The following is a 23,947-nucleotide window of genomic DNA, read 5'->3' as shown; positions in this document are numbered from 1 at the left end:
GCCGCGTCGTCAGCGCGCGACGATCATCGGGGTGCCGGAATGCGGGTCGGTGATGACCGTGCAGGGCAGGCCGAAGACGCGTTCCACGTTGTCCGCGGTGACGACATCGGCGGGGGCACCGGTGGCGACGACCTCGCCGTCGCGCATCATCACGATGGTGTCGGCGAAGCGCGCCGCCTGGTTGAGGTCGTGCAGGACGGCGACGATCGTGCGTCCCTCGGCATTCAGGCGCGCAAACAGCTTGAGCAGGTCGTACTGGTGCGCGATGTCCAGGAACGTGGTTGGTTCATCGAGCAGCATGGTCGGGCTCTCCTGCGCGAGCAGCATCGCGACCCACACACGCTGGCGCTGACCACCGGAGAGCTCGTCGACGAAGCGGTTGCGCAGCGCGTCGGTGCCGGTGAGCTCCAGGGCGCTGTCCACCGCGGCTCGATCCTCGCGTGACCACTGGCGCAGCATGCTCTGGTGCGGATGCCGACCGCGCGCGACCAGATCGATCACGCGGATGCCGTCGGGGGCGATTGACGTCTGCGGCAGCAGCCCGAGTTGACGGGCGACCTCCTTCGGCGACCGCTGGGCGATCGCCTTGCCGTCGAGCAGGATCTGCCCGGCCGTCGGCTTCAGCAGGCGCGCCATCGCACGCAGTAGCGTCGACTTGCCGCAGGCGTTGGGGCCAACGATCACGGTGAACGATCCGGGGGTGATCTCCACGTCCAGGCGTTCGGCGATCACCCGCTGGTCATACGCGAGGCGCACGCCGTGTGCGGCGAGGCGGGCGGGCACTCGCCCCTCTGCCCCGGAATCCCGGGTGGTCGGGGAAATCTGTGCGGTCATCGTCGTCTCCTTGCTTCGTGGATCAGCAACCACACCAGGTATCCGCCGCCGAGCACGACGGTGACCAGGCCGACGGGGAGCTGTGTGGGGGCGAATAGGCGCTGTGCGATGAGGTCACTGGTTGCGAGTAGCAGCGCGCCAAACGCGGCGGCACCGGACAGCGTCACACCGGCGCTGCGGGCCACGCGCCGGGCGATCTGAGGGGCGGCGAGTGCGATGAACGCGATTGGGCCCGCCAGGGTGATCACGACGGCGCTGAATCCGACGCCGGCCACCAGCAGCAGTGCCCGCACGCGTCCGGTGCGGACGCCGAGGGCGGCGGCGGTGTCATCACCCATCTCGAGTAGGTGCATGCGATCCGCCATCACCGCGCACAGGATGCCGAGCGGGACAAGGCACGCGACGGCGGGGACGATCCGGTCCCAGCCGGCACCGTTCAGCGTTCCCATGCCCCAGGACGCCGCCATCATCGACACCCGTAGGTCGGAGTTCAGGATCAACCACGACGTCACCGAGGCGAGCATCGAGCCCACCGCGATGCCAACGATGATCAGGCGGAACCCCTGGAAACCGCGACGGAAGGCGAGCAGGTAGACGGCGAGCGCCGCGACCAGGCCACCGCCGAACGCGCCGAGCGCGATGGTGAGGTAGCCAAACGATCCCGACGTGATGACGATCAGCGCGCCGGTGTAGGCACCGGCGTCAAAGCCGATGATGTCGGGGCTACCGAGCGGGTTGCGGGTCATCGACTGGAAGATCGCACCGGCGGCACCGAGCGCCGCCCCGAGCATGAGGGCGAGCAGCGCTCGTGGGAGACGCCACTCGACCACGACCAGCGTCTGCTTCGGCGTCCCCATGCCGAACAGTGTCGCGATGACGTCTCTGGGTGCGATGACAAAGTCTCCGAGGCTGAGCGCGAGGATCGAAACGAGCAGCGCCGCGGTGAGCGCGAGAATCACGGCGAGGGCGCCGCGCAGGCTGATGCGCCGCGTGAAGGGGCCGCGCTCGATCTCGAGCATCCGCGGCGGGCGGGTATCGAGGGCGCTCACAGGCTACTCGCCTTCCGCGCGCGCACCAGCACGATGAGCACGGGTGCTCCGATGAACGCCGTGACCAGCGCGACCGGCAGCTCGCCCGACGGCAGGACCAAGCGTCCCACAACGTCCGACACCAGCAGGAGCAGGGGTGCGGCGAGCACGGTGCCGGCCATGATCCACACCTGGTGTGGGCCGACGAGCCAGCGCACGGCGTGCGGCACCATGAGGCCGATGAAACCGATCGGGCCCGCGGCGGCCGTTGCGGCACCGCACAGCAGTGCGACGGCGACGATCGACAGCACGCGCGTGAGTCCCACCCGGGTGCCGAGGGCCGTGGCAAGGTCATCGCCCAGCGCGAGGGCGTTCATCGACGGTGCGAGCCAGAAGGCGATGATCAGGCCGATGACGAGGAAGGGTAGCACGCCGAAGACGTCGCTGGTGAGGGATTGGAGGGATCCGACGGTCCAGGTGCGGATCGTGTCGAATACGTCCGAGCGCAGCAGCGCGATGCCGCCGGTGATCCCCGACAGCACCGCGCCGAGCGCGACGCCGGCGAGGGTCATGCGAAGCGGGTCCGCGTCTCCGCGTCCGGCGGCACCGATGAGGAAAACGAGCAGCGTCGCCGCGATCGCGCCGGCGAACGCGAACCAGATGTACTGGAACACGCCGCTGGCACCGAGGAACGCGACCGCGAAGACGACGCCGGCCGATGCGCCGGCGTTGACGCCGAGAATGCCGGGGTCCGCCAGCGGGTTGCGGCTGAACGCCTGGATCAGCGCGCCCGCCACGCCGAGGGCCGCGCCGACGGCGAGGGCGATCACGGTGCGCGGAATCCGCATCTCGCGCACGATCACGCCGGCCTCGGTGTCGGCACCGAGCAGCCCGTGCCACACGTCGGTGAGCGGGAGCGACTGGGATCCAAACATGATGCTCGCGATGATGGCGGCGACGAGGCCGCCCGCGAGCAGCGCGAGCGCGACGACGCGCCGCACGGGCGACGCGGATTCGGCGACGCGTGGTGCAGGGGTGGTGCTCATCGGGTCACAGGCCGAGCTTCTCGAGCTCCGCCTCGTAGGCGTCGGTGATGCTCTCCGCATCGCTACCCTCCTCGACGTCCCAGAGCGCGGACAGGCGCGCGCGATCCTCATCCGACAGCGCGTCGAAGCGGTCGCGCCACTCCTCGGCACCCTCGGTCCAGTAGCCGATCACCTTATAGGCCGAGGCGGGCAGGCCGAGCGTGTGGCGCAGGTGCTTGCGCACCCCGCGGGTCGCGCGCGTCTCGCCGGCAACCCAGACGTATCCGGGGCCATCCGGAAGCTCGGCGGACGCCACGATCTCGGCGAGACGGGTCGGTCCGTGCCCGTTGCCGCCGTACACCCAGTGCAGTTCGACGCCGGCGGGCAGGGTGAGGTGCTGCTCATCCTCCGCCGAGGCGACCTCGAGGACGATGCGCGTGCGCACGCCCGCCGGAGCGGTCTCGGCGAGGCGCGCCGCGGCGGGAAGACCGGTCGCATCGGCCACGAGAAGCTGCCATCGGATGTCGGTGGGCGGGGCATACAACCCGCGCGGGGTGTTGACGCCGACCACGTCGCCTGGCCGAGCATCCAGCGCCCATGCCGCGGCGATGCCTCCGTCGTGAACAACGAAGTCGATCGTCAGCTCGCGCGCGGCCTCGTCCCAGCCGCGCACCGTGTAGGTGCGCATCTCGGCGGGGGTCACGCCCTCGGGATAGTCCCAGTAGCCGTCATCGGTGGGGAAGGGGAGGACCGGCTCGTCGCGCTGCGCGGCGGGGAAGAACACACGCAGGTATTCGTCGCCGATGCCGGAGGACACGAACCCGTCCAGTCCCTCGCCGCCAAACACGACGCGGACCATGCCGGCGGTCAGGCGCTGTACGCGCTGCACCACGATGCGGTGAATCAGGTGCACAGTTTTTTCGGGTGCTGTGGTCTCAGCTGCGGCACTCATCCGAGGAGTGCCTTCTCGACGACCTCGAGGAACGCGGTCTGGCCGCTGGGCGAGCCGTAGGCCATCTCGTAGTTGTAGCCGTACACGGTGTTGTTGGTCACAAAGGGCAGGCGGTTCCAGATCGCGTTGCTCTTGAGCGCCTCGTCGGTGGTGAGCAGGCCGGAGCCGTCCTCGTTCGTCCCGGCGAAGACGGCGTCGATGCCCTCGAGGCCACCGAGCTGCTCGAGGCTGAACGCGGTCGAGTCGCCCACGGGCAGGCCCTTCGCGTCGGCGTTGGCGAGTGGGGTGATGGTCAGGCGGAGGTCGCCGAACACGAGGCAGGGCACGCCGTAGCAGCCGACGCTCACCTGTCCGTCGCGGAAGGCCATGTCGGCGACGACCGGATGGATTCCGCGCTCGTCCAGACGCTTGCGGACGTCGGCGACCTTCGCCTGGTAGTCGGCGGTCCACTTGTTGTACTCGTCGGTGCGGCCGAGGTCGGTGGCGAGCTGCTTGAAGGGGTCGCGCCAGTCATTGCCGGCGAACGCGTTGTACGTGTACGTCGGGGCGATCTTCTGCAGCTTCGGATCGAGGTCGGTGTTACTGCCGATGCCGTTGAGGATGAAATCGGGGTTGACCGCGAGCACACCTTCGAAGTTGTATTCCGGGAAGTTGACGAAGGTCTTCAGGCCCTTCAGCGGTTCCTGCGGGAAATACGCGGGGAAGGTCTTGAAGTCCTCGCGCACCGGCTGGGTGTCCGCGAGGTGGAAGCCCAGCGTCATGAGGATGTCGAGGTCGGTTGTGTAAAACCCGAGCGCGGCCTTCGGTTCCTTCGGCATCTCGATCGTGACACCGGTGGGCGTCTTCAGCGAGACGGTCTCGGCGGAAGCCGCACCGCCCGAGGCCTGCGATGCGCAGGAGGTGAGCGCGAGGGCGGCGACGGCGGAAGCGGCGAGGAGGGCGAGGGCACGGGAGCGCATGGCGGAGTCCTTCGAATAAGATGCGGGGGATTTTCAGGCAAGGCTTGCCTAACTAACCCAGTATTACTCGCCATCATATCGGCTGACTGCCACATGCTATCGCGCAGGTGCCGAACTCCGCGGGGGTGGCGGCTCAGGTTGTGCGTGCCCGCGCGCTCGCAAAGGCTCCGGGCGTATGACCGATCTCGCGGCGGAATGCCTGCACGAACGCGCTCGCGGTGGCGTAGCCGACCTTGGCCGCGGCGGCCGAGACGGAGTGATCTGCCGCCAAAAGCTCGATCGCGCGCCGCATCCGGGCGCGCGTGCGCCAGGTCGTGAAGGTCAGCCCCGTCTCGGCCACAAACAGGCGCGACAGGTTTCGTGCGCTGGCGCCGACGGCGAAACCCCAGTCCACGAGCTCCCGATCATCCGCCGGGTCTGCCAGGATGGCCTGCGCGATCCGGAGCGTGCGGTCATCGACCGGCAGCGGGAGATCCACGGTGGACACCTGCACGGGCTCCAGCAGCATCGGCACCAGTAGCTCCGCGTGTGTGCGCACCTCCTGCGACAGATACGGCGGCACCTGGAGGCGAGAGAGCAGGGTCGAAACGGTCTCGGGGATCGCGACGGCGGTGACATCGTCGGCGGGGGAGCCGATGTGCGGTTCCAGGTGCGTGCACCGGAACGACGTGTGTGCCGCCGCGACCACGCGGTGTTCCACGCCGCGGGGGATCCAGAGCCCGACGGCGTTGGGAACGGCGAACCAGCCGCGCTCGGTCTCCACGGTCAGCGTTCCGCGCGTCGCCCACAGCAGCTCGTTGAGGTTGTCATGACGGTGCGCGCCCCACTCGATCCCCTCGGCGACCGTGAAGTCATCCGTGTCGATCGCCCACACGGGGTCGGCGTCGATCTGGCCGTTCAGCGACATGAGAGGGGTGGGTGTGGTGCGGTGGTCATCGTGAACGCGAGTCTAGGCGGTGCATGCGGGGCGTGCAATTCGGGCGCCGGGCGCATGGAAATCGGCTGGCCCATTTGGTCGTAATTCCCGAGGCGCTTCGTGGCGCACTGGTGAACCGAATCTCGGCGATGCTGGACGGTAGCGCGCCGGCAAAATCAGTCGGGGAGAGCGTTGAGCGCTATGCTCGGGTCTGTGATCCCCGCAGCAGCCGCTTCGCCTCGCCCCCTGTGGCGTCGTCTGCTCACCGCGCCCGCGTTCTGGGCGGTACTGAGCGCCGCGGCCGCGCTGCCCTGGGTGCTGTACGAGCGGGGGATGGATCTTCCCCCGGTGATCTTCTCGCTGCTGGCCGGCTGGTTGGCCGGCATCGGGTTTGTGAATTGGACGTTCCGCACGGCCTCGCCCCGGCTGGGGGTGGTGCTGCACGCCGTGGTCGCGCTCGCCTGTGCGGCGTTGATGATCATGATGGTGCAAGCCGGCACCCCCGGTCTTCGCCTACTTCCCGACGGACTGCGTGCCCCGGTGATCATGGTGCAGTTTGCGCTGATTCCGGCCACCGGCTGGATGCTGCTGGGCCTGCTCGGGCGAATCACCACGCTCGCACGTCGCCCCGCCAAAAACCCGCGTACGGCACCCGAGTGGGATCAGGACAAAACCGGCAGCACCGTGGAGTTTCGCGCGGTGAGAATGCCGGTGGTGGCCCTGGTCTGGTGGGGTATGGCGCTGTTTGTGCTGGTGTCGACCGGCCTGGCGGTTCTGCTGGTGACCGACTCGTTGCCCACCTGGGTCTCCACCTCGCCCATGGTGTTTTTGGCACTCGGCGCGCTGATCGCGCTGCCACCCTTTCTGATTTTCCGGGGCGTGTGCGCGGCGCGAACGATCCCCGTCTCGGCCAGGTTCACCCGGGGTGCGCTGCGAATCCGCTGGGCCGGAAACGATCTGACACTGCCGCTGAACCGTATCAGCCGCCTGGTGTGGTGCCCCACGGGTGAATCCGCGCGCCTTGAGGTGAGCGCCCCGGGGATACACCTCAGCCTCCTGGTGAGCGTGGCTCGCCCAGCTCGCGGCCGGCTGGCGCAGCTTCCCCCGCTGCAGCGGCGCACCGAGGCGGCGCTCGCCGAGGCGGGATTGCCCCGGGTGATTGCGCCGAAGTCTCGCGCGAAAAAGCGCCCCACCCGGGTATTCGAACGTGTGTTCGAACAGATTGAAGCCGGGTCTACTCGGGAGTGAGGGGCGTATTGGTGCGCGCCTCGAGGAATGCATAGACATCGGTTTCATCCACCCCGGGAAACACCCCCGTGGGCAGCGCGTGCAGCAGCGTGTCGGGGACGCGGGCGGCCGGAAACGTGCGGTTTTCCCAGCGTGTGCGCAGGGACTCGGGGGGAGTCTTGCAGCAGGCGGGATCCGGGCATCGCGAGGTGTAGCGCCGTGTGGTGTCGCGGCCGCGGAACCACTTGGCAAATTCGAATCGCGTGCCGAGGCTCAGCGAGAACCTTCCTCGCTCACTCACCCGAATGTGTGACGTGCACCAAAAGGTGCCCGAGGGCTTATCGGTGTACTGCGCGTAGGGGCTGATCTGATCATCCGAGAGGAATACCCGTCGGGCGCTCCACCAGCGGCACACGCTCTGTCCCTCAACCGCCCCGAGGACATCCCGGGGAAGGACGGCTCCGTCGTTTTCATAGGCCTTGACGAGCACACCGGATTCATGCGTGCGCAGGAAGTGCACGGGGATCTGGGTGTGCCGGGTGATCAGGTTGGTGAAGCGGTGGGCCGCGGTTTCGTATCCGACGCCGAAGGCATCGCGCAGGTCTTCCACCGAGAGCTCGTGGGCGGCCTTGGCCGCCTGGATGCGCGGGACGGCATCGGCCTCGGGGATCAGCAGGGCCCCGGTGAGGTAGTTGGCCTCCACCCTCTGGCGCAGAAATTCGGCGTAGTCACGCGGCGGGGTATGGCCGAGCGCCCGGGAGGCGAGGGCCTGCAGGATGAGCGTGCGCGGGTCCGTGGCGGCCGAACGGGTGACCGGGACAAAGATGCGCCCGCCCTCCAGATCGGTGATCGAGAGGGCTCCGGCGGGCATCTCGGCATCGGTGTGCAGCGTGAAACCCAGGTGGCGTGCAAGCTCCCCGGTGAGGCGCTGGGAGAGCGGCCCCGAATCGTGGCCGAGGGCCGATAGGAGCTCTCGGGCTACCGCCTCGATTTCGGGATAGTAGTTTCCTCGCGCCCGCATATCCGCGCGCAGGGAGGCATTGGCGCGCCGCGCCTGTTCGGGGGTGGCCGCACGCTCGGTATGCAGGCGTTCAAGCTCGGCGTGCAGCCCGAGAATCGCGTCGATGGCGGCATTGCTCAGCGATGCCCGCACGGGTACAGCCGGCAGGCCGAGGCTCGTATACAGCGGCGAGCGCTGTGCCCGTTCCAGCCGGATTTCTCGTTCGGCCCGCGGGGACGGGGAGTCCTCACGCAGCAGGTCCTCCGAGGTGGTGTCGAGCGCCCGTGCGATGCGATCGATCTCGGCCAGACGCAAATCCCGGCGTCCGTGTTCGATCACGCTGATCTGGGAGGCGGCCCGGTCGATTCTTTGGCCGAGCTCACCGACGGTGAGCCCGAGGGCGCGTCGGCGTTCGCGGATGCGCTGTCCTACGGTGAGTGCGTCGTACACGGTGTTCCCCCGAACCCTAGTTGGGCCGAGTCCACACCCCCATCCTGCTGTTTCGCAGAAATTTGGCCGTATTTCTGCTGAGTATCCGGGAATCCCAGACGCCGGACGGGCCCAGGCTGAAGAGAGATCCAGCGCAACGCACCGACGCGTTCGCAGAACAGGAGAACCTCATGACCAGCTATCCCGGCGATCAGCATCAGAGTGCCGCCGACCTCGCCGCCGACTGGGAGACCAACCCGCGCTGGGCGGGTATCCGCCGCGACTACACCGCCGAGGACGTGCTCGCCCTGCGTGGCAGCGTCCTCGAAGAACACACCCTGGCCACCCGCGGTGCCTGCCGCCTGTGGGACCTGCTGCACTCCGAACGCTACGTGCCCGCGCTGGGGGCGCTCACCGGAAACCAGGCGGTGCAGCAGGTGCGCGGCGGACTCAACGCGATCTACCTGTCGGGCTGGCAGGTGGCCGCCGATGCCAACTCCGCCGGGCAGACCTACCCGGACCAGAGCCTGTATCCGGCCGACTCGGTGCCCAAGGTCGTCCGGCGCATTAACAATGCCCTGGCTCGGGCCGACCAGGTGTCGGGCACCACCGACGGGGTGAGCGACTGGTTTGCCCCCATCGTGGCCGACGCCGAAGCGGGGTTCGGGGGCGTCCTCAACGCCTACGAGCTGATGAGCGCGATGATCGGTGCGGGGGCGGCCGGGGTGCACTGGGAGGATCAGCTGGCGAGTGAGAAGAAGTGTGGGCACATGGGTGGGAAGGTGCTGATTCCCACCGGGCAGCATATTCGCACGCTCAACGCGGCACGGCTCGCGGCGGATGTGGCCGGGGTTCCCTCGATCATCATCGCCCGGACCGACGCCCTGGCCGCCAACCTGATCACCAGCGATGTGGATCCGCGCGATCGCCCCTTTGTGTCCGGTGAGCGCACCCCCGAGGGGTTCTCGCCCACCACGCCGGGGATCGATGCAGTTCTCGCCCGCGGACACGCCTACGCGCCCTACGCCGATCTGCTGTGGGTGGAATCCGCCGAGCCCGACATCGAGCTGGCCAGGCGCTTTGCCGAGAGCATCCACGCGGAATTCCCCGGCAAGCTGCTCGCGTATAACTGCTCGCCGTCCTTCAATTGGAAGCGGCACCTGAGTGATGCCCAGATTGCCACCTTCCAGCACGACCTGGCCGATCTGGGCTACGCGTTCCAGTTCATCACCCTCGCCGGGTTCCACGCGCTCAACCACTCGATGTTTGATCTGGCCCGCGGGTATCGGGACCGCCAGATGAGCGCCTATGTGGACCTTCAGGAGGCCGAGTTTGCCTCCGAGGCCCACGGATACAGCGCGACGCGGCATCAGCGTGAGGTGGGCACCGGTTACTTCGACCTGATTAGCACCACCCTCAATCCGGAGAGCCAGACGCTGGCGCTCGCCGGATCCACCGAGTCCGAACAGTTCCACTAGGGGGAGTCATGTCCACATCCAACCGTATTCTGCTGCGCGGGGCGCGCTCGGCCGACACCGATCTGATCCTCACGCCCGAAGCGCTGAACTTCCTCGCCGACCTCCACGATCGTTTTGCGGGACCCCGGCATGCCCGGCTGTGGGCCCGGCAGGAGTCTCGGGCGACAATCGATAACGGCCGCAACCTCAACTTCCTGCCCGAGACCGCGGCCATTCGGGCGGATCCCACCTGGCGGGTGGCCGGGCCGGGGCCGGGGCTCGAGGACCGTCGGGTGGAGATCACCGGACCGATCGATCCCAAACTCGCGATCAACGCATTGAACTCCGGCGCACGGGTGTGGCTTGCCGATCTGGAGGACGCCACGAGTCCCACCTGGGCCAATATCATCGGCGGGCAGGCGACCCTGTACCGGGCGATCCGTGGCACCCTCGACCACGTGGACCCGGCAACCGGTCGGCGCTACACGGTGGGGGACAGCACTCCCACCATCGTGCTCCGCCCGCGGGGATGGCACCTGGTGGAGCGCCACCTGTCCCTGACGGATCCGGCGGGCATGCGCGTTCCCGCCGTCGGTGCCCTAGTGGATGCGGGCCTGTATCTCTTCCACAACGCCCACGCGCTGATTGCCGCGGGCCGGGGCCCCTACCTGTATCTGCCGAAGGTCGAGAATCACCTGGAGGCGCGGCTTTGGAATGAGGTGTTTGAGTATACCGAGGAGGCGCTGGGACTCGAGGCCGGCAGGATCCGCGCCACGGTCCTGATCGAGACGATCGGTGCGGCCTTCGAGATGGAGGAGATCCTCTATGAGCTGCGCGAGCACTGCGCGGGGCTCAACGCCGGCCGCTGGGACTATATTTTCAGTCTCATCAAGACGCACCGGGAACGCGGGGTCCGCTTTGTCCTGCCGGATCGTGCCCTGGTCACGATGGATGTCCCCTTCCTGCGCGACTACTCCAACCTGTTGGTGGCGACCTGCCACCGCCGGGGTGCCTCGGCCATCGGCGGGATGAGCGCGTTTATCCCCAGCCGTCACGACCCGGTGGCAAACGAACGAGCATTCGCCGCGGTGCGGGCGGATAAGGCGCGCGAGGCGGCGGCCGGGTTTGACGGGACCTGGGTCGCGCATCCGGGCCTGGTCTCGATCGCCCGGGCCGAGTTCGACGCGGTGCTGGGATCCAGGCCGGATCAGCGCTCCCGACTACGCCCCGATGTGAGCGTGAGCGCGAGCGACCTGCTGAACCTGGATGGGCTCACCGGCGAGGTCACCGAGGCCGGGGTGCGTGGCAACATTCGGGCGGCCGTGCACTACCTGGAATCCTGGCTTCGTGGACGCGGTGCGGTGGCGATCGACAACCTGATGGAGGATGCGGCGACCGCCGAGATTGCCCGGGCGCAGCTGTGGCAGTGGGTGCGCTATCGGGTTCGCACGAGTTCGGGGGAGACCATCAGTCCCGCGCTGATTCGTGCGGGGATCGCGGCGGAGGTTGGCGCAGGGTCGGCGCTTCCGGGAAACCGATTCGCCGAGGCGGCCGCGCTGATCGAGGAGAGCGTGCTGGGGGAGGAGTTTCCGACCTTTATCACCCTCTCCGCCTATCGTCAGTATCTGGTGGAGGAGGTTCCGCTGGCGGCCATCGAGGCATGAACAATTGGCAACGGCCACACCGGGTTCCCGGTGTGGCCGTTGTCTGATGTACGTGGAGTTAGAGTGCGATCGGTTCGGTTTCTGGATGCGCGTTCTGCTCGGTTGCCGCCATCTCAAGTCGGCGGTCGCGACGGGAGAATAGCTGGGCGAGTAGGGCGATGAGCGCGCTCGCCGCCATCAGGATGCCGTACAGGGTCGCGACGGTGGCCAGCCCGAGCAGGGGTTCCAGCGCCCCACCCACCAGGACCGGCACGCCGAAGGAGAGGTAGCTGATCGTGTAGATCGCCGAGAGTAGACCCGCACGGTGGTGCGGTTCCACCGTGGTGGTGAGCATGCGAAGCGGCGCCTGGAAGCCCGCGCCGAAGCCGATTCCGCCCACCACGCTGGCGACCAGCACCAGGGCAAAAATCTCGGTGTCCACGGCGACGATGATCAGCGCCGACCCGGCGATGAGCGCCACCAGCCCGGCCAGCAGCGCGCGTCGCGGGGCAACGTTGCGGGTCAGAATCCCGGTGAGCGCACCGATCAGGGTGAAGAGGCCGATCAGCAGGCCCGAGAGGAGGTGGTCGGTGAGACCGAATCGAACAACCAGAATCGAAGGAAGCAGGGCCAGGAAGAGTCCGCCCAGTCCCCAGCTGGCGGCGAAGGCACCGGCGAGTGCCCCGAAGAGCGGGCGCGAGTCGCGCGGGATCGCCAGGGCGGGACGCAGTGATGCGAGTCCGCCGGGGCGTCGGGTGACGGTCTCCGGAACCCACAGCAGGGCGATCGCGAGCAGGACCAGCAGGGTTGCGAAGGATGCGTAGACGGTCACCTCGGGATTGGGCGCCCAGCGTGCCAACATACCCGATGCCACCGCGCCGAAAGCCAGCCCGATGCCGGGAACCGCGCCGTTGAGGGTCGCGGCGAGGGCGGTGTTTCCCCGGGGTGCATTATCCAGCATGGCCGCGCCGAGGGTGCCCATCATCAGGCCCACCGAGGCACCCTGCACCACGCGCGCCAGGATGAGGGTCTCGAACCCGCTGGCAAAGATGAAGAACCCCATCGCGATCAGCAGACCGGCCAAGCCGATCGCGATCAGCGGCTTGCGGCCGATGTAGTCCGAGAGCGCTCCGGCTGTCAGCAGCGTGATCAGGAGCCCGCCCACGTACACAGCAAAGACCGCGGTGGTCTGCAGTGAGGTGAGGTGCCATTCGGCGCTGTAGATCGGGTAGAGGGGGGATGGCGCGGAGCCGGTGGCGATGGCGGTGAGGAGGATCCCGGCGAGGATCCAGATCCCGCCTCGCCGCGAAGAAACCGAGGAATTCATCGAGTTTGCCTTCCTGGGGAAATAAGTACGAGAATTCTCGTACTCGAAAAGAGTACTACCAAACTCGTACTAATGGGCAAACGGAGTATGCTGGTCGCCATGACTACGCAGATTGACCAGGCGCCGAGCCTGGAGGAGCGTCTAGAGCAGCCCGAGCCGCGCGATATGAGGGCCGACGTGGTGTTTGCGGCGCTGTCGGATCCGCTGCGCATCACGATTGTCCAGCGGCTGATGAGCGAGGGTGATGACGCCTTCCGCTCCTGCACGTGGGTCGGAATCGACCGCCCCAAATCCACCCTGACCCATCACTTCCGGGTGCTGCGCGAGGCCGGTATTATCGAGCAGCGCCGCTACGGGACCGAGCGTCGCAGCCGCGTCCGCACGGACGACCTGGCAGTCCGCTTCCCGGGGCTCCTGGAGATGGTGCTCGCCGCACCCCTGGGATAGCCCACCCGCCTTGCACGCAACAGGCCGACCCGAGTACATCGGGTCGGCCTGTTGCGTGCGGGGTTCCTAGAGGGCGGGGTGTGCCCATTCGGCCAGTGCCACGCGAATCGCATCCGATCGGGTGCGATTCTCTCGTTCCGCGCGGCTCATTAGCGCCGCCAGTTCGCTCTCGCTGAGCCTGATCGTGACTGTGTGCTGCCGTGGCTGGTGCTGCGGGAGGTAAACCCCTAAAACGAGGAAAGGCCCGAACCTTGCGGTTCGAGCCTTTCAGTACTGTCTCAACACAGTGTGCGCGGAAGGGGACTTGAACCCCTACGCCCTAATACGGGCACTAGCACCTCAAGCTAGCGCGTCTGCCATTCCGCCACCCGCGCGGGTAACTTCCGATTTCTCGGCTTGATCACTTTCGTGACCGGCGTTTGTTGTCTGGGCCGTGGCCGTTCCAACAGATAGAACACTACCAGAGACCAAACTGTCGTTTTCGCGGGTTGCGACCGTCCCATCGCAACCGTGGGTGTGCCCGGGGGTGAACTTCCGCGAAATTACCGGTGTTTTCCGGGGTTGCGCGATGGTGGTCCGGAGCGATCTGGTTCGCTTTTTGTTGACGTTTTTGCTGTACGCCGCGAGTGTCGCGGTCGCTTTACCCGAACCAGTGGAGGTGCTCTCGGTGCGCCCGCCGATTGAGCATGTATTCAAAATCGAGCGTCCTGTCTCGTTCCCCAAAACGAGGAAAGGCCCGAACCTTGCGGTTCGAGCCTTTCAGTACTGTCTCAACACAGTGTGCCGCTGCAATGGGTGCTGCGGGAGTTGAACCCCGGAGACGAGGAAAGGCCCAGATCCGGGGATCTGAGCCTTTCAGTACTGTCTCAACACAGTGTGCGCGGAAGGGGACTTGAACCCCTACGCCCTAATACGGGCACTAGCACCTCAAGCTAGCGCGTCTGCCATTCCGCCACCCGCGCGGGTAACTTCCGATTTCTCGGCTTGATCACTTTCGTGACCGGCGTTTGTTGTCTGGGCCGTGGCCATTCCAACAGGGAAAACTTTACCAGACGCCCAACCGGCGTTTTTACCAACCGACACAATTCCGGCATTCGGTTGGGATGCACGATAGCCTTGTGGTCATGACCGAGGCCCAGAATGACGCGGAATTTGCGCTCGATGAGACTGCAATTATCACGCGCGAACTTATCCAGATGAACACAACAAACTACGGCGACGGTGTGTCTAACGGGGAGACGGAGGCCGCCGAATACGTGGAGGCGAAGCTGCGGGCGCTCGGGCTTGAGCCGCAGCTGTTTGACGCCGCGCCGGGGCGTACGAGCGTGGTTGCGCGTGTCGCCGGTCGCAACCGGGACAAGGGCGCTCTCGTGGTGCACGGACACCTCGATGTGGTGCCGGCCGAGCCGGAGAACTGGTCGGTGGATCCGTTTGGTGGCGTGATCAAGGACGGCATGATCTGGGGCCGCGGTGCCGTGGACATGAAAAACATGGATGCGATGATCCTGACCTCCCTCGCCGATGTGCTGGAGCAGGGTGGTCCCGAACGCGACCTGGTTATCGCCTTCTTCTCCGATGAGGAAAACGGCGGCATTTTCGGGTCCCACTACCTGGTGGATAACCACCCGCACCTCTTCGCCGGTGCCACCGAGGCGATCAGCGAGGTCGGTGGATACTCGGTCACCGTGAACGATAAGCGGGCCTACCTGCTGCAGACGGGGGAGAAGGCACTGGTCTGGGCCAAGCTCGTGGCCACCGGCACCGCGGCCCACGGGTCGCGGGTGCTTGAAGACAATGCGGTGACCAAGCTCGCCCGGGCGGTCGCCGCGATCGGGTCGATCCAGTGGCCCGTGCGCCTGACCGATACCACCGAGGCTCTGATCGCCTCGCTCGCGGGCATGCTCGGGGTGGATCCGCAGCGGGTGGGTCCGGAAGAGATCGCGCTGGCCACCGGTCCGGCCGGGGCGTTTATTCATGCCTCGCTGCGTACCACCAGCAACCCGACCATGCTCTCCGCGGGATATAAGCACAACGTGATTCCCGACCGGGCCGAGGCCCGAATCGACATTCGCTGCTTCCCCGGGGAGGAGGCCGAGGTCGTGGCGCAGCTCCAGGCGCTGATCGGCGACGACGTCCGGATCGAGATCTCCCACCAGGATGTGGGCATCGAAAACCCGGCCACCGGCACGCTGGTGGACGCGGTCACCGCGGCCCTCGGCAAGCACGATCCGGGTGCTCCGGTCCTTCCGTATCTGCTCGCCGCGGGCACGGACAACAAGGCACTGTCTAAACTTGACATTGCCGGTTATGGTTTTGCTCCGTTGAAGCTGCCGGCCGATCTTGATTTCCCGGCGATGTTCCACGGCGTCGACGAGCGTGTCCCCCTGGACGCCCTCGTGTTTGGCCGCGCGGTTCTCACCGATCTGCTTCTTGACTACTAATCCCCACAGAAGAAAGTACCCCTCGCGTGGAATTTATTAACGCCATAATTTTGGGCCTGGTGCAGGGCCTGACGGAGTTCCTCCCGGTCTCCTCAAGTGCCCACATTCGCATCGTGGGTGCCTTCCTCGGCACCGGTGAGGACCCCGGCGCCCGGTTTACCGCGATCATCCAGATCGGTACCGAGCTCGCGGTGATCCTGTACTTCTGGAAGGACATCGTTCGCATCATCGGTGCCTGGTGCAAGGGCCTGGTGGGGAAGGTGCCGCGCACCGATCCCGATGTGAAGATGGGCTGGCTGATCATCCTCGGCTCGATCCCGATCGTGGTGCTTGGACTGCTGTTCAAGGACGACATCGAGACCACCTTCCGCTCGCTGTGGTTCACCGCCACGACCCTGATCGTGTTCGGCATCATCCTGGGTGTCGCCGACTGGCTGGGGCGCAAGCGCCTCGAGGTCAAGGACCTCACCTACGGTCACGGCATCATCTATGGACTGGCCCAGTCGCTGGCCCTGATCCCGGGCGTCTCGCGTTCGGGTGGCACGATCACCGCGGGCCTCGCCCTCGGGTACACCCGGGCCGCGGCCGCTCGCTATGCATTCCTGCTGGCCATCCCCGCCGTGATGGGTGCCGGTTTCTACCAGGTGTACAAGGCCTTCACCGACACCTCGGGTGCTCACGAACCCTTCGGTGTGGCCGCGACCATCGTGGCGACCATCGTCGCCTTCGTGGTGGGCCTCGTGGTCATCGTGTTCTTCATGAACTACATCTCTAAGCGCAGCTACCTGCCGTTCGTGATCTACCGGATCGCGCTGGGTCTGGTGCTGTTTGTGCTGCTGGGAACCGGGGTGCTGTCGGCATATGGCAACTAGCCTCGGGACCATCCCCTCGTGGATCGCACCGCGGGTACCGGCACTGCCCGGTGTCGGCGGCGCGCCGCGCATCCTGAATACCGCAACCGGGGCGTCGGCCCTGGCCGATACCGACGGGGTCGCGGGCCTGTACGTGTGCGGCATCACCCCGTATGATGCGACCCACCTGGGTCACGCCTCGACCTATCTGGCCTTTGACACGCTGCAGCGCGTCTGGCTGGATGCCGGGTACGAGGTGCACTACGTCCAGAACGTGACCGATGTGGATGACCCGCTACTCGAGCGAGCCACCGCAACCGGCGTGGATTGGCGCGCGCTGGCCGCCGATCAGATTGAACTGTTCCGCACGGACATGGCGGCCCTGAGCATCCTGCCGCCGCGCGAGTATGTGCCGGTGACCGACACCATCGATGCGGTGGCGCTGGCCGTGGCCGAACTCCTGGAGACGGGCCTCGCGTACCGGGTCGAAACCGCCGATGCCGAGGGTGAGGACATCTACTTTGATGTCGCAGCCGCTGCCTCCAAGGGCCCCTGGACCCTGGGATCGGTGAGCGGGTACACCCGCGAGCTGATGCTGACCCTGTCCGCCGAGCGCGGCGGCGATCCCGAGCGTCCGGGCAAGCGGGACGCCCTGGATCCGCTGCTGTGGCGCGCCGAGCGGCCGAACGATCCGTCCTGGCCGGCGGCAATCGGAGCGGGCCGTCCGGGCTGGCACATCGAGTGCAGCGTGATCGCGACCGGCCTGCTGGGGGAGAACTTCACCGTGCAGGCCGGCGGGGGAGACCTGCCGTTCCCGCACCACGAGTTCAGTGCCGCCCACGCCTCGGCCCTGACCGGGGAGCCGCTGGCTCGCATCTACAGTCACGCGGGTCTGGTGGCCTTCGAGGGTGAGAAGATGTCGAAGTCGCTGGGCAACCTGGTGCTGGTCTCCAAGCTGCGCGCGGCGGGGACCGAACCCGCGGCGATTCGCCTCGCGGTGCTCGCCCACCACTACCGCAGCGACTGGGAGTGGTTCGACGCCGACCTGAATGGTGCCGAGCGCCGCCTGGAATCCTGGCGTGACGCCGGATCGAACCCGGTAGCCGGATCGACCCTGGCGCTGTTGGAGCGCGTGCGCGCAGCCCTGCAGGACGACCTGGACACCCCGGCCGCCCTCGCGGCGATCGATGCGGCCCTGGCCGAGATTGACGACACCGAGCTGTTCGCCGATCTGGTGTCGGCGCTGCTGGGAATCACGCTCTAGCTCGATTCCCGCACAGACAAAACGCCGCCCGCAGTCTGCGGGCGGCGTTTTGTGTTGGGGTGTCCTAGGCGGTGGGGGAGTCCGGCAGATCGGGGTCGCCAGAGCCCTCCGTGCCGTCTTCCGTGTCGCCTTCCGCGGCGTCCGTTTTGCCCTCGTCGGTGTCGGGTCCGGGCTCGCTTCCGGTTTCCGCCTCCGGGGCGCTGTCCAGGAACCGGCGGAACTCGCGGGCGATCGCCTCGCCCGAGGCCTCGGGGTCCTCAACCGTGTCGCGGGCCTGCTCCAGCTGGGTGATGTAGTTCACCATGTCGGGGTCCTCGGCGGTCAGCGCGGACACGGTCTGCTCCCACTCGGCGGCCTCGGCAAGCAGATTGCCGCGCGGAATCACCACCCCCACGAGCTCTTCGATCCGATCGATCAGGGCCAGAATCGCCTTGGGCGAGGGGGTGTTGTGCACGTAGTGCGGGACCGAGGCCCACACCGACAGGGTGGGAATTCCCACGGCCTCGGCGGCCACACACAGCACGTTCAGGATGCCCACCGGGCCCTCGTACTGGCTGCGCTCCAGCTCAAGCTCCCCGCGAATCTCGGCGTTGTCGCTCGAACATTCGATCTGGATCGGCCGGGTGTGCGGGGCATCGGCCAGGACCGATCCCATCACGATGATGCGGCCGATATCGTGTACCAGCGCGGTGTCCAGCACCTCGGAGACAAACGCCTGCCAGCTTCGGCTGGGCTCGGTGCCCAGGAGCAGATAGACCTGGGACTCGTTGCTGGTGCTGGTGCGCGCGCCGAGCGATTCGGGGATGAACGCGGGCTGCGCCTCGATGCTGTCGGCGTCGCCGGTTGCCTCGCCCGGCGCATAAAACACGGTTTCAGGCCAGCGCAGCGCGCGGCGTCCCGACTCGTCGAAATAGATCGTCGGGCGGGTGAATTGGAAATCGTAATAGGGTTCGGGATCGATGCGTTTCACCGGGGTCGCCGCCAGGTGTTCGCGCAGCACCTTGGCCGCCCCGGATGCCGCCTCACCGGCGTCATTCCACCCCTCGAAGGCCACCACTAGAATTCGCTCAGTCACCAGATTCTCTCCTGCATGCTCGTGCCCGTGATCGCATCCGAGGGACGCGCGGGCGTGATTACACCCTACTGCCCGGGCCGGACCAGGTAACATGGGACCCCGTGACCACTCAGCTTCCCGCCGCAGTCCTCTGGGACATGGACGGCACCCTCGTAGACACCGAACCGTACTGGATTGCCACCGAACGGGAGCTTGTGGGCTCCTATGGCGGCACATGGACCGAGGAGGACGCCCTGCAGATGGTGGGCTCGGGCCTCTGGGAGTGTGCCGCGGTCCTGCAGAGCAAGGGCGTGGCCCTGGAGCTGGATGAGATCGTGGCCACGATGACCGGCCGCGTGATCGCCAAGATCGAGGAGCACGGTGTGCCCTTCCGCCCCGGCGCGCTGGAGCTGCTGCGCGAGCTGCGGGAAAACAACATCCCCACCGCCCTGGTCACCATGTCGATTCGGACGATGGCCGAAAAGGTCATCGCCATGATCGACTTCCCCGCCTTTGATGCGCTGGTGACCGGAGACTCGGTCACCCACGCCAAGCCCCATCCCGAGCCCTATCTGCTGGGTGCCGAGGCGCTGGGTGTGGACATCCGCGCGTGCGTGGCCCTGGAGGACTCGCTCCCGGGCATCACCTCGGCGGCCGCCGCCGGCACCACCGCGATCGTGGTTCCCCACGCCACACAGGTCGCCGAAAACCCCGACTTTACCGTTTGGCCCACCCTGGAAGGGGTGACGCTGGATGATCTGAGCGCGCTTGTTTGGCGTCGCACCACCCTCAATAACACCCAGGAGATTTCTTCGTGAGCATTGTCCCCGGCACCGAGCGGGCCCTGAACTCCGGCCCCTTCCGCCTTGGCGACCGCGTCCAGCTGACCGGCCCCAAGGGCCGCAAGAACACCTTTGCGCTGGAGGAGGGTGGCGAGTTCCACTCGCACCGCGGCGTGATTCAGCACAGCGCGATCATCGGCCTGCCCGACGGTTCGGTAGTGGTGAACTCCGCCGAGGAGGAGTATCTGGCGCTGCGCCCGCTGCTGATCGACTTCGTGATGTCGATGCCGCGTGGCGCCGCGATCATCTACCCCAAGGATGCAGCCGCCATCGTCGGCGACGCCGACATCTTCCCCGGTGCCACCGTGGTGGAGGCCGGCGTGGGTTCGGGCGCGCTGTCGCTCTGGCTGCTGCGCGCGATCGGTCCGCAGGGCACCCTGAAGTCCTATGAGCGTCGCGAGGAATTCGCCGATGTCGCCCGGGCAAACGTGACCACCTTCTTCGGCTACACCCCGGAGAACTGGTCGATCACCGCCGGCGACCTCGCCGAGACCCTTCCGCAGACCACCGAGCCCGGCACCGTGGACCGCATCGTCCTGGACATGCTCGCCCCCTGGGAGTGCATCGACGCCTGCCTGGATGCCCTGGTGCCCGGCGGCGTGCTGCTGTGCTACGTCGCCACCGTGACCCAGCTGTCCCGCGTGGCCGAGGCCATGCGCGCCACCGGTCGGGTGACCAACCCCAGCTCGAGCGAGAGCATGGTGCGTGGATGGCACGTCGAGGGTCTGGCCGTGCGTCCGGATCACCGGATGATCGCGCACACCGGATTCCTGATCACCGCCCGCAAGCTTGCCGACGGCACGATCATGCCCGAGCTCAAGCGTCGTGCCTCCAAGACCGAGTTCAGCGCCGAGGATGTCGAGGCCTGGACCCCCGGTTCGCTCGGCGTGCGCGAGGCCAGTGACAAGTCGCTGCGCAAGCGTGTGCGCGAGGCTCAGGCCGCGGCCGAGTCGTCGCTGAGCCGCGATTTTGATGCGGATGCCGCACGGGACTAATCCCTCCGGTTGCACGCGGCGACGACTCGCCGCGTGCAACCTTTCCCCCTCGCGTTCAATCCTCAGCATCCGGTCACCTAGACTGGTCTGACGATCGCGTTGACTTTTCGACCGCTTCCTATTCCTGACCCAAAGTGAGGTACCGTGCGCACCACCCCCGCACTCATCGTCGCCGCAGCGCTGCTGGTTGGCGGCGGCTTGACCGCGTGTTCCACCGTTGCCCCGTCGGCCGCAGACTGCAAGCCCGCGATGTCCTCGGGGAAGGCCTCGGATGACATCAAGACCAGCGGGAAGGCCGGGTCGGTCGCCAAGGTGGAGATCCCGACCCCGCTGTACGTGGACAAGGGTAAGGGGCAGCGCACGGTTGTGCGTGAGGGCACCGGCATTCCGATCACCGGCAACCAGGTGATCACCATGAACTTCTCCCTCTACAACGGCGAGAACGGCGAGCTGCTGCAGTCCAGCGAGCAGACCGGTCCGCAGCCGTACCTGGTGAACAGTCTGCCCGAGCAGTTCCGTCCGGCGCTGGAGTGCGCTCAGGCCGGTTCTCGGATCGCCTCGGCCGTGGGTTCGGAGCAGTCCGAGGGTAAGTCGCCGGCCATCGTGTTTGTGGCCGACATCACCTCGGTTCTGCCGGACCGCGCCTACGGGCGCGACGTCCCGGTTGTGGGATCGGGCTTCCCGAGCGTCGTGAGCGCGCCGGATGGCACCCCGGGTCTGACCATCCCCAAGAGCAAGGCACCCGAGGAGCTCAAGGTCGCCACCCTGATCAAGGGTGACGGCAAGGAGCTCGGTGCCAAGGACACGTTCGCGATGAACTCGACCGTGGCCAGCTGGAACGAGCGCTCGATCATCTCGACCACCTGGACCTCGAAGACCCCGCAGGTTGCCGCGCTGGACAAGCTGGGCAAGGGTCTCGCCGAGGCGCTGAAGGGCCAGACCATCGGCTCGCGCGTGCTGGTGGTTGTGCCGCCGAAGCTGCAGGACCCCGCCGAGCAGGGTAACGGAAGCGCCATCATCTATGTGGTGGACATCCTGGGCACCGTCTCGGTCTAGTTCGACCTCTCGAATACGCCGCATCCCCGCACGGGGGTGCGGCGTATTTTTGTCTCGAAAACCCACCGCGCGCCGCGCCCGACACGAATCAACCACCGGCCGCCACAACACGCTAAACTGAATACGTGTTCGAATCTACTCGCGCCACCCCGCCCCGCGTTCCCGTCGAGGAACGGCTCTTCAGCCTGGTTCTTGCGCTGCTCGCAAGTGAACAGGGGCTGACCAAAGCCGAAATTCTCTCCACCGTGCAGGGATATCGCCAGCGCTTCGTGCGCGGCGGGGATAACACGTCGCTCGAACGTCAGTTCGAACGCGATAAAGATGACGTACGTGAGTTGGGTATCCCGCTGGAGACCGTGGAGCCTCCGGGGGAGAGTGGCAACAACCAGCTGCTGCGCTACCGCATCCCCAAGGGCGAATACGATCTGCCCGCCGAGGTCACCTTCTCGCCGGCCGAGATCGGGGTGCTCTCCCTAGCCGGCACCGTGTGGCGTGAGGGGTCACTCTCGGATGAGTCGCAGCGTGCGCTGCATAAGCTCCGGGCGCTGGGGGTGGAGTCCTCGGATCCGCTGATTGGCTACGCGCCGCGGCTGCGCACCCGGGAGAGCGCGTTCGCGCCGCTGAACACCGCGATGGATCGCAAGCTCGAGGTCTCCTTCGACTACCTCAAGCCCGGCGACGAACACGCGCGCCGTCGCCGCGTGGCCCCGCTGGCCCTGGTACAGCATGAGGGTCGCTGGCACGTGCACGGCATCGACCGAGACGCCGAAGAGCCGCGCACCTTCCTGCTCTCGCGCATCCTGGGCGCGGTGACCACCACGCGTCGCTCCTTTACCGAAGACAATGCGGGGAGCGCCGAGCGCGCCCTGACCGACCTCCGGGGCCTCTATGAGAGCCAGTGTGCGCTGCTGGATGTGCGCCCGAACACCGAGGCCGCCCGCCGACTGCTCACCCGCGCCCTGGATCGCGAAGACGCCCCGTTGCGGGTGCACTACACCGATGTCAACGTGTTTGCCGACGAGCTCGCCGGCTACGGGCCCGAGGTGCTGGTGCGCGAACCCGCGGCCCTGCGCGACGCGGTCATCGAGCGACTGCGGCGGACGCTGCGCAATCACACGGCCGAGGCCGTATCCGATCGATCCGAGGGGGAGTCCCGATGACCAAGTCCACCACCCGAGCCGGTGCCGGGCTGCAGGGGCGCGATCGGCTGGCGTTTCTGCTGGTCCTGGTGCCCTATCTGATCGAGCATGAGCAGGTCAGCGTGGCCACCGCCGCCGAGCACTTCGGGGTGGGGGAGACGCTGATCCGCGAGTCGGTTGCGCTGATTGCCGTGTCCGGCGTCCCCGGGGAGACCAGCGCCTATCAGCATGAGGACCTCTTCGACATCGACTGGGACCTGTTTGAACAGCGCGATCAGATCGTGCTCACCCGGCTGGTGGTCATCGACGATTCCCCGCGCTTCTCGGCGAGGGAGGCGGCCGCGTTGATCGCCGGGCTGCAGTATCTGTCGGCGCTCCCGGGGTCGGCCGACGACGAGGTAATCGGTTCGCTCATGTCCAAGCTGGCGATCGGCTCCTCGGGTCGCCCGACCGAGGTGGCCGTGGCCGCGAGTCCCGCCACCGCCGCCCTGGTGCCCGTGCGGGATGCCCTCGCCCAGCGCCGCGAGCTGAGCTTTGACTATCTGTCGGCCGACGGTCGGACCGAGCACCGAACTGTCGATCCACTCCGGGTGGAATCGCTGGATCGGGACTGGTATCTGCGGGGCTGGTGCCACCTGCGCCAGGCCGTGCGTACCTTCCGCATCGATCGCATGAACAGCGTCGAGATCGGCGAAAATCAGGCCCAGCACGGTGCCGACGACCTCAGCGTCCCCTCGGATTTCTTCCAACCCTCGGCCACCGATCTGACCGTCACGATCAACATCGACACCGCCGCCCTACCGATGATCGCCGAGTTTTTTACCGCCGACTCCCAGGTGCGCGAGGTGGGCAACCGCTCGCTGGTCAATCTGCGGCTGGGGCACGTACACGGCTTCAAGCGCGTGGTGGCGGGACTGGGAGGCCTCGCCGAGGTGACCGATCCGGGAACCGCCCGCGAGGAGGTCGCGGCCTGGTCCCGGGAAGCACTGGCCGGATACGGCCTGTAATCGACCTCCCTGCGGTTCGAACGGATTCGCGGTAGACTCGAAGTGTACGTACGT

General features: G+C 67.0%; 22 protein-coding genes and 2 tRNA genes. 12 read left to right on the top strand and 12 right to left on the bottom strand.

Translation table 11 applies throughout. The features are described 5' to 3' along the window. Positions 1–9: 9 nt before the first annotated feature. The 6 genes from C7C57_RS08830 to C7C57_RS08805 form a co-directional block, all read right to left on the bottom strand. Complete coding sequence (locus C7C57_RS08830) at positions 10–834, bottom strand: ABC transporter ATP-binding protein (RefSeq protein WP_187976135.1); 825 nt, start codon at positions 832–834, stop codon at positions 10–12. Beyond that, positions 831–1,883 carry an iron chelate uptake ABC transporter family permease subunit gene (locus C7C57_RS08825; protein ID WP_223144733.1) on the bottom strand — a complete coding sequence of 351 codons (1,053 nt, stop codon included), beginning with the start codon at positions 1,881–1,883 and terminating at the stop codon, positions 831–833. Before C7C57_RS08825 ends, C7C57_RS08830 begins: the two co-directional genes overlap by 4 nt. Then, on the bottom strand, positions 1,880–2,908 hold the full coding sequence (locus tag C7C57_RS08820) for an iron chelate uptake ABC transporter family permease subunit (RefSeq protein ID WP_187976134.1): 1,029 nt from the start codon (positions 2,906–2,908) through the stop codon (positions 1,880–1,882). Before C7C57_RS08820 ends, C7C57_RS08825 begins: the two co-directional genes overlap by 4 nt. A gap of 4 nt (positions 2,909–2,912) precedes the next feature. After that, positions 2,913–3,839, bottom strand: coding sequence for a siderophore-interacting protein (locus C7C57_RS08815; RefSeq protein ID WP_187976133.1), 927 nt, complete (start codon positions 3,837–3,839; stop codon positions 2,913–2,915). Next, complete coding sequence (locus tag C7C57_RS08810) at positions 3,836–4,798, bottom strand: ABC transporter substrate-binding protein (protein WP_187976132.1); 963 nt, start codon at positions 4,796–4,798, stop codon at positions 3,836–3,838. The genes C7C57_RS08815 and C7C57_RS08810 overlap by 4 nt, the downstream gene beginning before the upstream one ends. 133 nt (positions 4,799–4,931) lie before the next feature. Next, positions 4,932–5,705 carry an AraC family transcriptional regulator gene (locus C7C57_RS08805; RefSeq protein WP_187976131.1) on the bottom strand — a complete coding sequence of 258 codons (774 nt, stop codon included), beginning with the start codon at positions 5,703–5,705 and terminating at the stop codon, positions 4,932–4,934. A gap of 222 nt (positions 5,706–5,927) precedes the next feature. On the opposite strand from C7C57_RS08805, the gene C7C57_RS08800 reads away from it, so the two are divergent. Next, positions 5,928–6,962: a hypothetical protein gene (locus C7C57_RS08800; RefSeq protein ID WP_187976130.1), complete on the top strand. Its 1,035-nt coding sequence runs from the start codon at positions 5,928–5,930 to the stop codon at positions 6,960–6,962. On the opposite strand, the gene C7C57_RS08795 is transcribed toward C7C57_RS08800, so the two are convergent. Beyond that, positions 6,949–8,391, bottom strand: coding sequence for a helix-turn-helix transcriptional regulator (locus tag C7C57_RS08795; protein WP_187976129.1), 1,443 nt, complete (start codon positions 8,389–8,391; stop codon positions 6,949–6,951). The two genes, C7C57_RS08800 and C7C57_RS08795, sit on opposite strands and share 14 nt — an antisense overlap. A gap of 170 nt (positions 8,392–8,561) precedes the next feature. Between C7C57_RS08795 and aceA the strand changes: the two genes are divergently transcribed. Then, entirely contained in the window at positions 8,562–9,848 is a 1,287-nt protein-coding gene (gene aceA / locus C7C57_RS08790) for an isocitrate lyase (protein WP_187976128.1), read from the top strand. An 8-nt stretch (positions 9,849–9,856) separates the two neighbouring features. Then, a complete protein-coding gene (gene aceB / locus C7C57_RS08785; RefSeq protein ID WP_187976127.1) occupies positions 9,857–11,491 on the top strand; it encodes a malate synthase A in 1,635 nt (544 codons plus the stop codon). 58 nt (positions 11,492–11,549) lie between these two features. Here aceB and C7C57_RS08780 read toward each other — a convergent pair whose 3' ends face one another. Then, positions 11,550–12,797, bottom strand: coding sequence for an MFS transporter (locus C7C57_RS08780; protein ID WP_187976126.1), 1,248 nt, complete (start codon positions 12,795–12,797; stop codon positions 11,550–11,552). A 99-nt stretch (positions 12,798–12,896) separates the two neighbouring features. On the opposite strand from C7C57_RS08780, the gene C7C57_RS08775 reads away from it, so the two are divergent. Further along, positions 12,897–13,244: a helix-turn-helix transcriptional regulator gene (locus C7C57_RS08775; protein ID WP_223144731.1), complete on the top strand. Its 348-nt coding sequence runs from the start codon at positions 12,897–12,899 to the stop codon at positions 13,242–13,244. A 66-nt stretch (positions 13,245–13,310) separates the two neighbouring features. On the opposite strand, the gene C7C57_RS08770 is transcribed toward C7C57_RS08775, so the two are convergent. The 3 genes from C7C57_RS08770 to C7C57_RS08760 form a co-directional block, all read right to left on the bottom strand. Next, positions 13,311–13,427, bottom strand: a complete 117-nt coding sequence (locus C7C57_RS08770; RefSeq protein WP_187978332.1) for a ribbon-helix-helix protein, CopG family — start codon at positions 13,425–13,427, stop codon at positions 13,311–13,313. A gap of 106 nt (positions 13,428–13,533) precedes the next feature. Then, positions 13,534–13,618 (bottom strand) — tRNA-Leu (locus C7C57_RS08765). Positions 13,619–14,121: 503 nt separating this feature from the next. Next, positions 14,122–14,206: transfer RNA gene (locus tag C7C57_RS08760), tRNA-Leu, on the bottom strand. A 162-nt stretch (positions 14,207–14,368) separates the two neighbouring features. Here C7C57_RS08760 and C7C57_RS08755 point away from each other — a divergent pair. The 3 genes from C7C57_RS08755 to mshC are packed head-to-tail and all read left to right on the top strand — an operon-like array spanning position 14,369 to position 17,800. Continuing rightward, complete coding sequence (locus C7C57_RS08755; RefSeq protein ID WP_187976125.1) at positions 14,369–15,685, top strand: M20/M25/M40 family metallo-hydrolase; 1,317 nt, start codon at positions 14,369–14,371, stop codon at positions 15,683–15,685. A 26-nt stretch (positions 15,686–15,711) separates the two neighbouring features. Then, a complete protein-coding gene (locus C7C57_RS08750) occupies positions 15,712–16,557 on the top strand; it encodes an undecaprenyl-diphosphate phosphatase (RefSeq protein ID WP_030143424.1) in 846 nt (281 codons plus the stop codon). Between the two features lie 10 nt (positions 16,558–16,567). Continuing rightward, a complete protein-coding gene (gene mshC, locus C7C57_RS08745; RefSeq protein ID WP_187978331.1) occupies positions 16,568–17,800 on the top strand; it encodes a cysteine--1-D-myo-inosityl 2-amino-2-deoxy-alpha-D-glucopyranoside ligase in 1,233 nt (410 codons plus the stop codon). Positions 17,801–17,864: 64 nt separating this feature from the next. Here the strand turns inward: mshC and C7C57_RS08740 are convergent, their stop codons facing one another. Further along, entirely contained in the window at positions 17,865–18,875 is a 1,011-nt protein-coding gene (locus C7C57_RS08740; protein ID WP_255505638.1) for a PAC2 family protein, read from the bottom strand. 101 nt (positions 18,876–18,976) lie between these two features. Here C7C57_RS08740 and C7C57_RS08735 point away from each other — a divergent pair, with 101 nt between their 5' ends. From C7C57_RS08735 to C7C57_RS08715, 5 genes are all read left to right on the top strand, one after another. Beyond that, positions 18,977–19,672 (top strand): HAD family phosphatase, encoded by a 696-nt coding sequence (locus C7C57_RS08735; RefSeq protein WP_255505637.1) that lies wholly within the window; start codon positions 18,977–18,979, stop codon positions 19,670–19,672. Positions 19,673–19,674: 2 nt separating this feature from the next. Then, on the top strand, positions 19,675–20,691 hold the full coding sequence (locus tag C7C57_RS08730; protein ID WP_030143428.1) for a tRNA (adenine-N1)-methyltransferase: 1,017 nt from the start codon (positions 19,675–19,677) through the stop codon (positions 20,689–20,691). A 144-nt stretch (positions 20,692–20,835) separates the two neighbouring features. Beyond that, complete coding sequence (locus C7C57_RS08725) at positions 20,836–21,747, top strand: FKBP-type peptidyl-prolyl cis-trans isomerase (protein WP_030143429.1); 912 nt, start codon at positions 20,836–20,838, stop codon at positions 21,745–21,747. Between the two features lie 125 nt (positions 21,748–21,872). After that, positions 21,873–22,907: a YafY family protein gene (locus C7C57_RS08720; RefSeq protein ID WP_187976123.1), complete on the top strand. Its 1,035-nt coding sequence runs from the start codon at positions 21,873–21,875 to the stop codon at positions 22,905–22,907. After that, positions 22,904–23,893, top strand: coding sequence for a YafY family protein (locus C7C57_RS08715; RefSeq protein WP_187976122.1), 990 nt, complete (start codon positions 22,904–22,906; stop codon positions 23,891–23,893). Before C7C57_RS08720 ends, C7C57_RS08715 begins: the two co-directional genes overlap by 4 nt. The last annotated feature ends 54 nt before the right edge of the window (positions 23,894–23,947 follow it).

The sequence above is a fragment of the Mycetocola sp. JXN-3 genome, assembly GCF_014522285.1.
Taxonomy (GTDB): domain Bacteria; phylum Actinomycetota; class Actinomycetes; order Actinomycetales; family Microbacteriaceae; genus Mycetocola; species Mycetocola saprophilus.
The sequence above is the reverse complement of the archived record's forward strand: the minus strand, read 5'-3'. Positions and strand labels throughout refer to the sequence as shown.

Coding starts and splice junctions, on each gene's coding strand:
- C7C57_RS08780 (WP_187976126.1), bottom strand. CDS start 12,797: ATGAATTCCTCGGTTTCTTCGCGGCGAGGCGGGATCTGGATCCTCGCC.
- C7C57_RS08805 (WP_187976131.1), bottom strand. CDS start 5,705: ATGTCGCTGAACGGCCAGATCGACGCCGACCCCGTGTGGGCGATCGAC.
- C7C57_RS08755 (WP_187976125.1), top strand. CDS start 14,369: ATGACCGAGGCCCAGAATGACGCGGAATTTGCGCTCGATGAGACTGCA.
- C7C57_RS08775 (WP_223144731.1), top strand. CDS start 12,897: ATGACTACGCAGATTGACCAGGCGCCGAGCCTGGAGGAGCGTCTAGAG.
- C7C57_RS08820 (WP_187976134.1), bottom strand. CDS start 2,908: ATGAGCACCACCCCTGCACCACGCGTCGCCGAATCCGCGTCGCCCGTG.
- C7C57_RS08715 (WP_187976122.1), top strand. CDS start 22,904: ATGACCAAGTCCACCACCCGAGCCGGTGCCGGGCTGCAGGGGCGCGAT.
- aceB (WP_187976127.1), top strand. CDS start 9,857: ATGTCCACATCCAACCGTATTCTGCTGCGCGGGGCGCGCTCGGCCGAC.
- C7C57_RS08810 (WP_187976132.1), bottom strand. CDS start 4,798: ATGCGCTCCCGTGCCCTCGCCCTCCTCGCCGCTTCCGCCGTCGCCGCC.
- aceA (WP_187976128.1), top strand. CDS start 8,562: ATGACCAGCTATCCCGGCGATCAGCATCAGAGTGCCGCCGACCTCGCC.
- C7C57_RS08830 (WP_187976135.1), bottom strand. CDS start 834: ATGACCGCACAGATTTCCCCGACCACCCGGGATTCCGGGGCAGAGGGG.
- C7C57_RS08815 (WP_187976133.1), bottom strand. CDS start 3,839: ATGAGTGCCGCAGCTGAGACCACAGCACCCGAAAAAACTGTGCACCTG.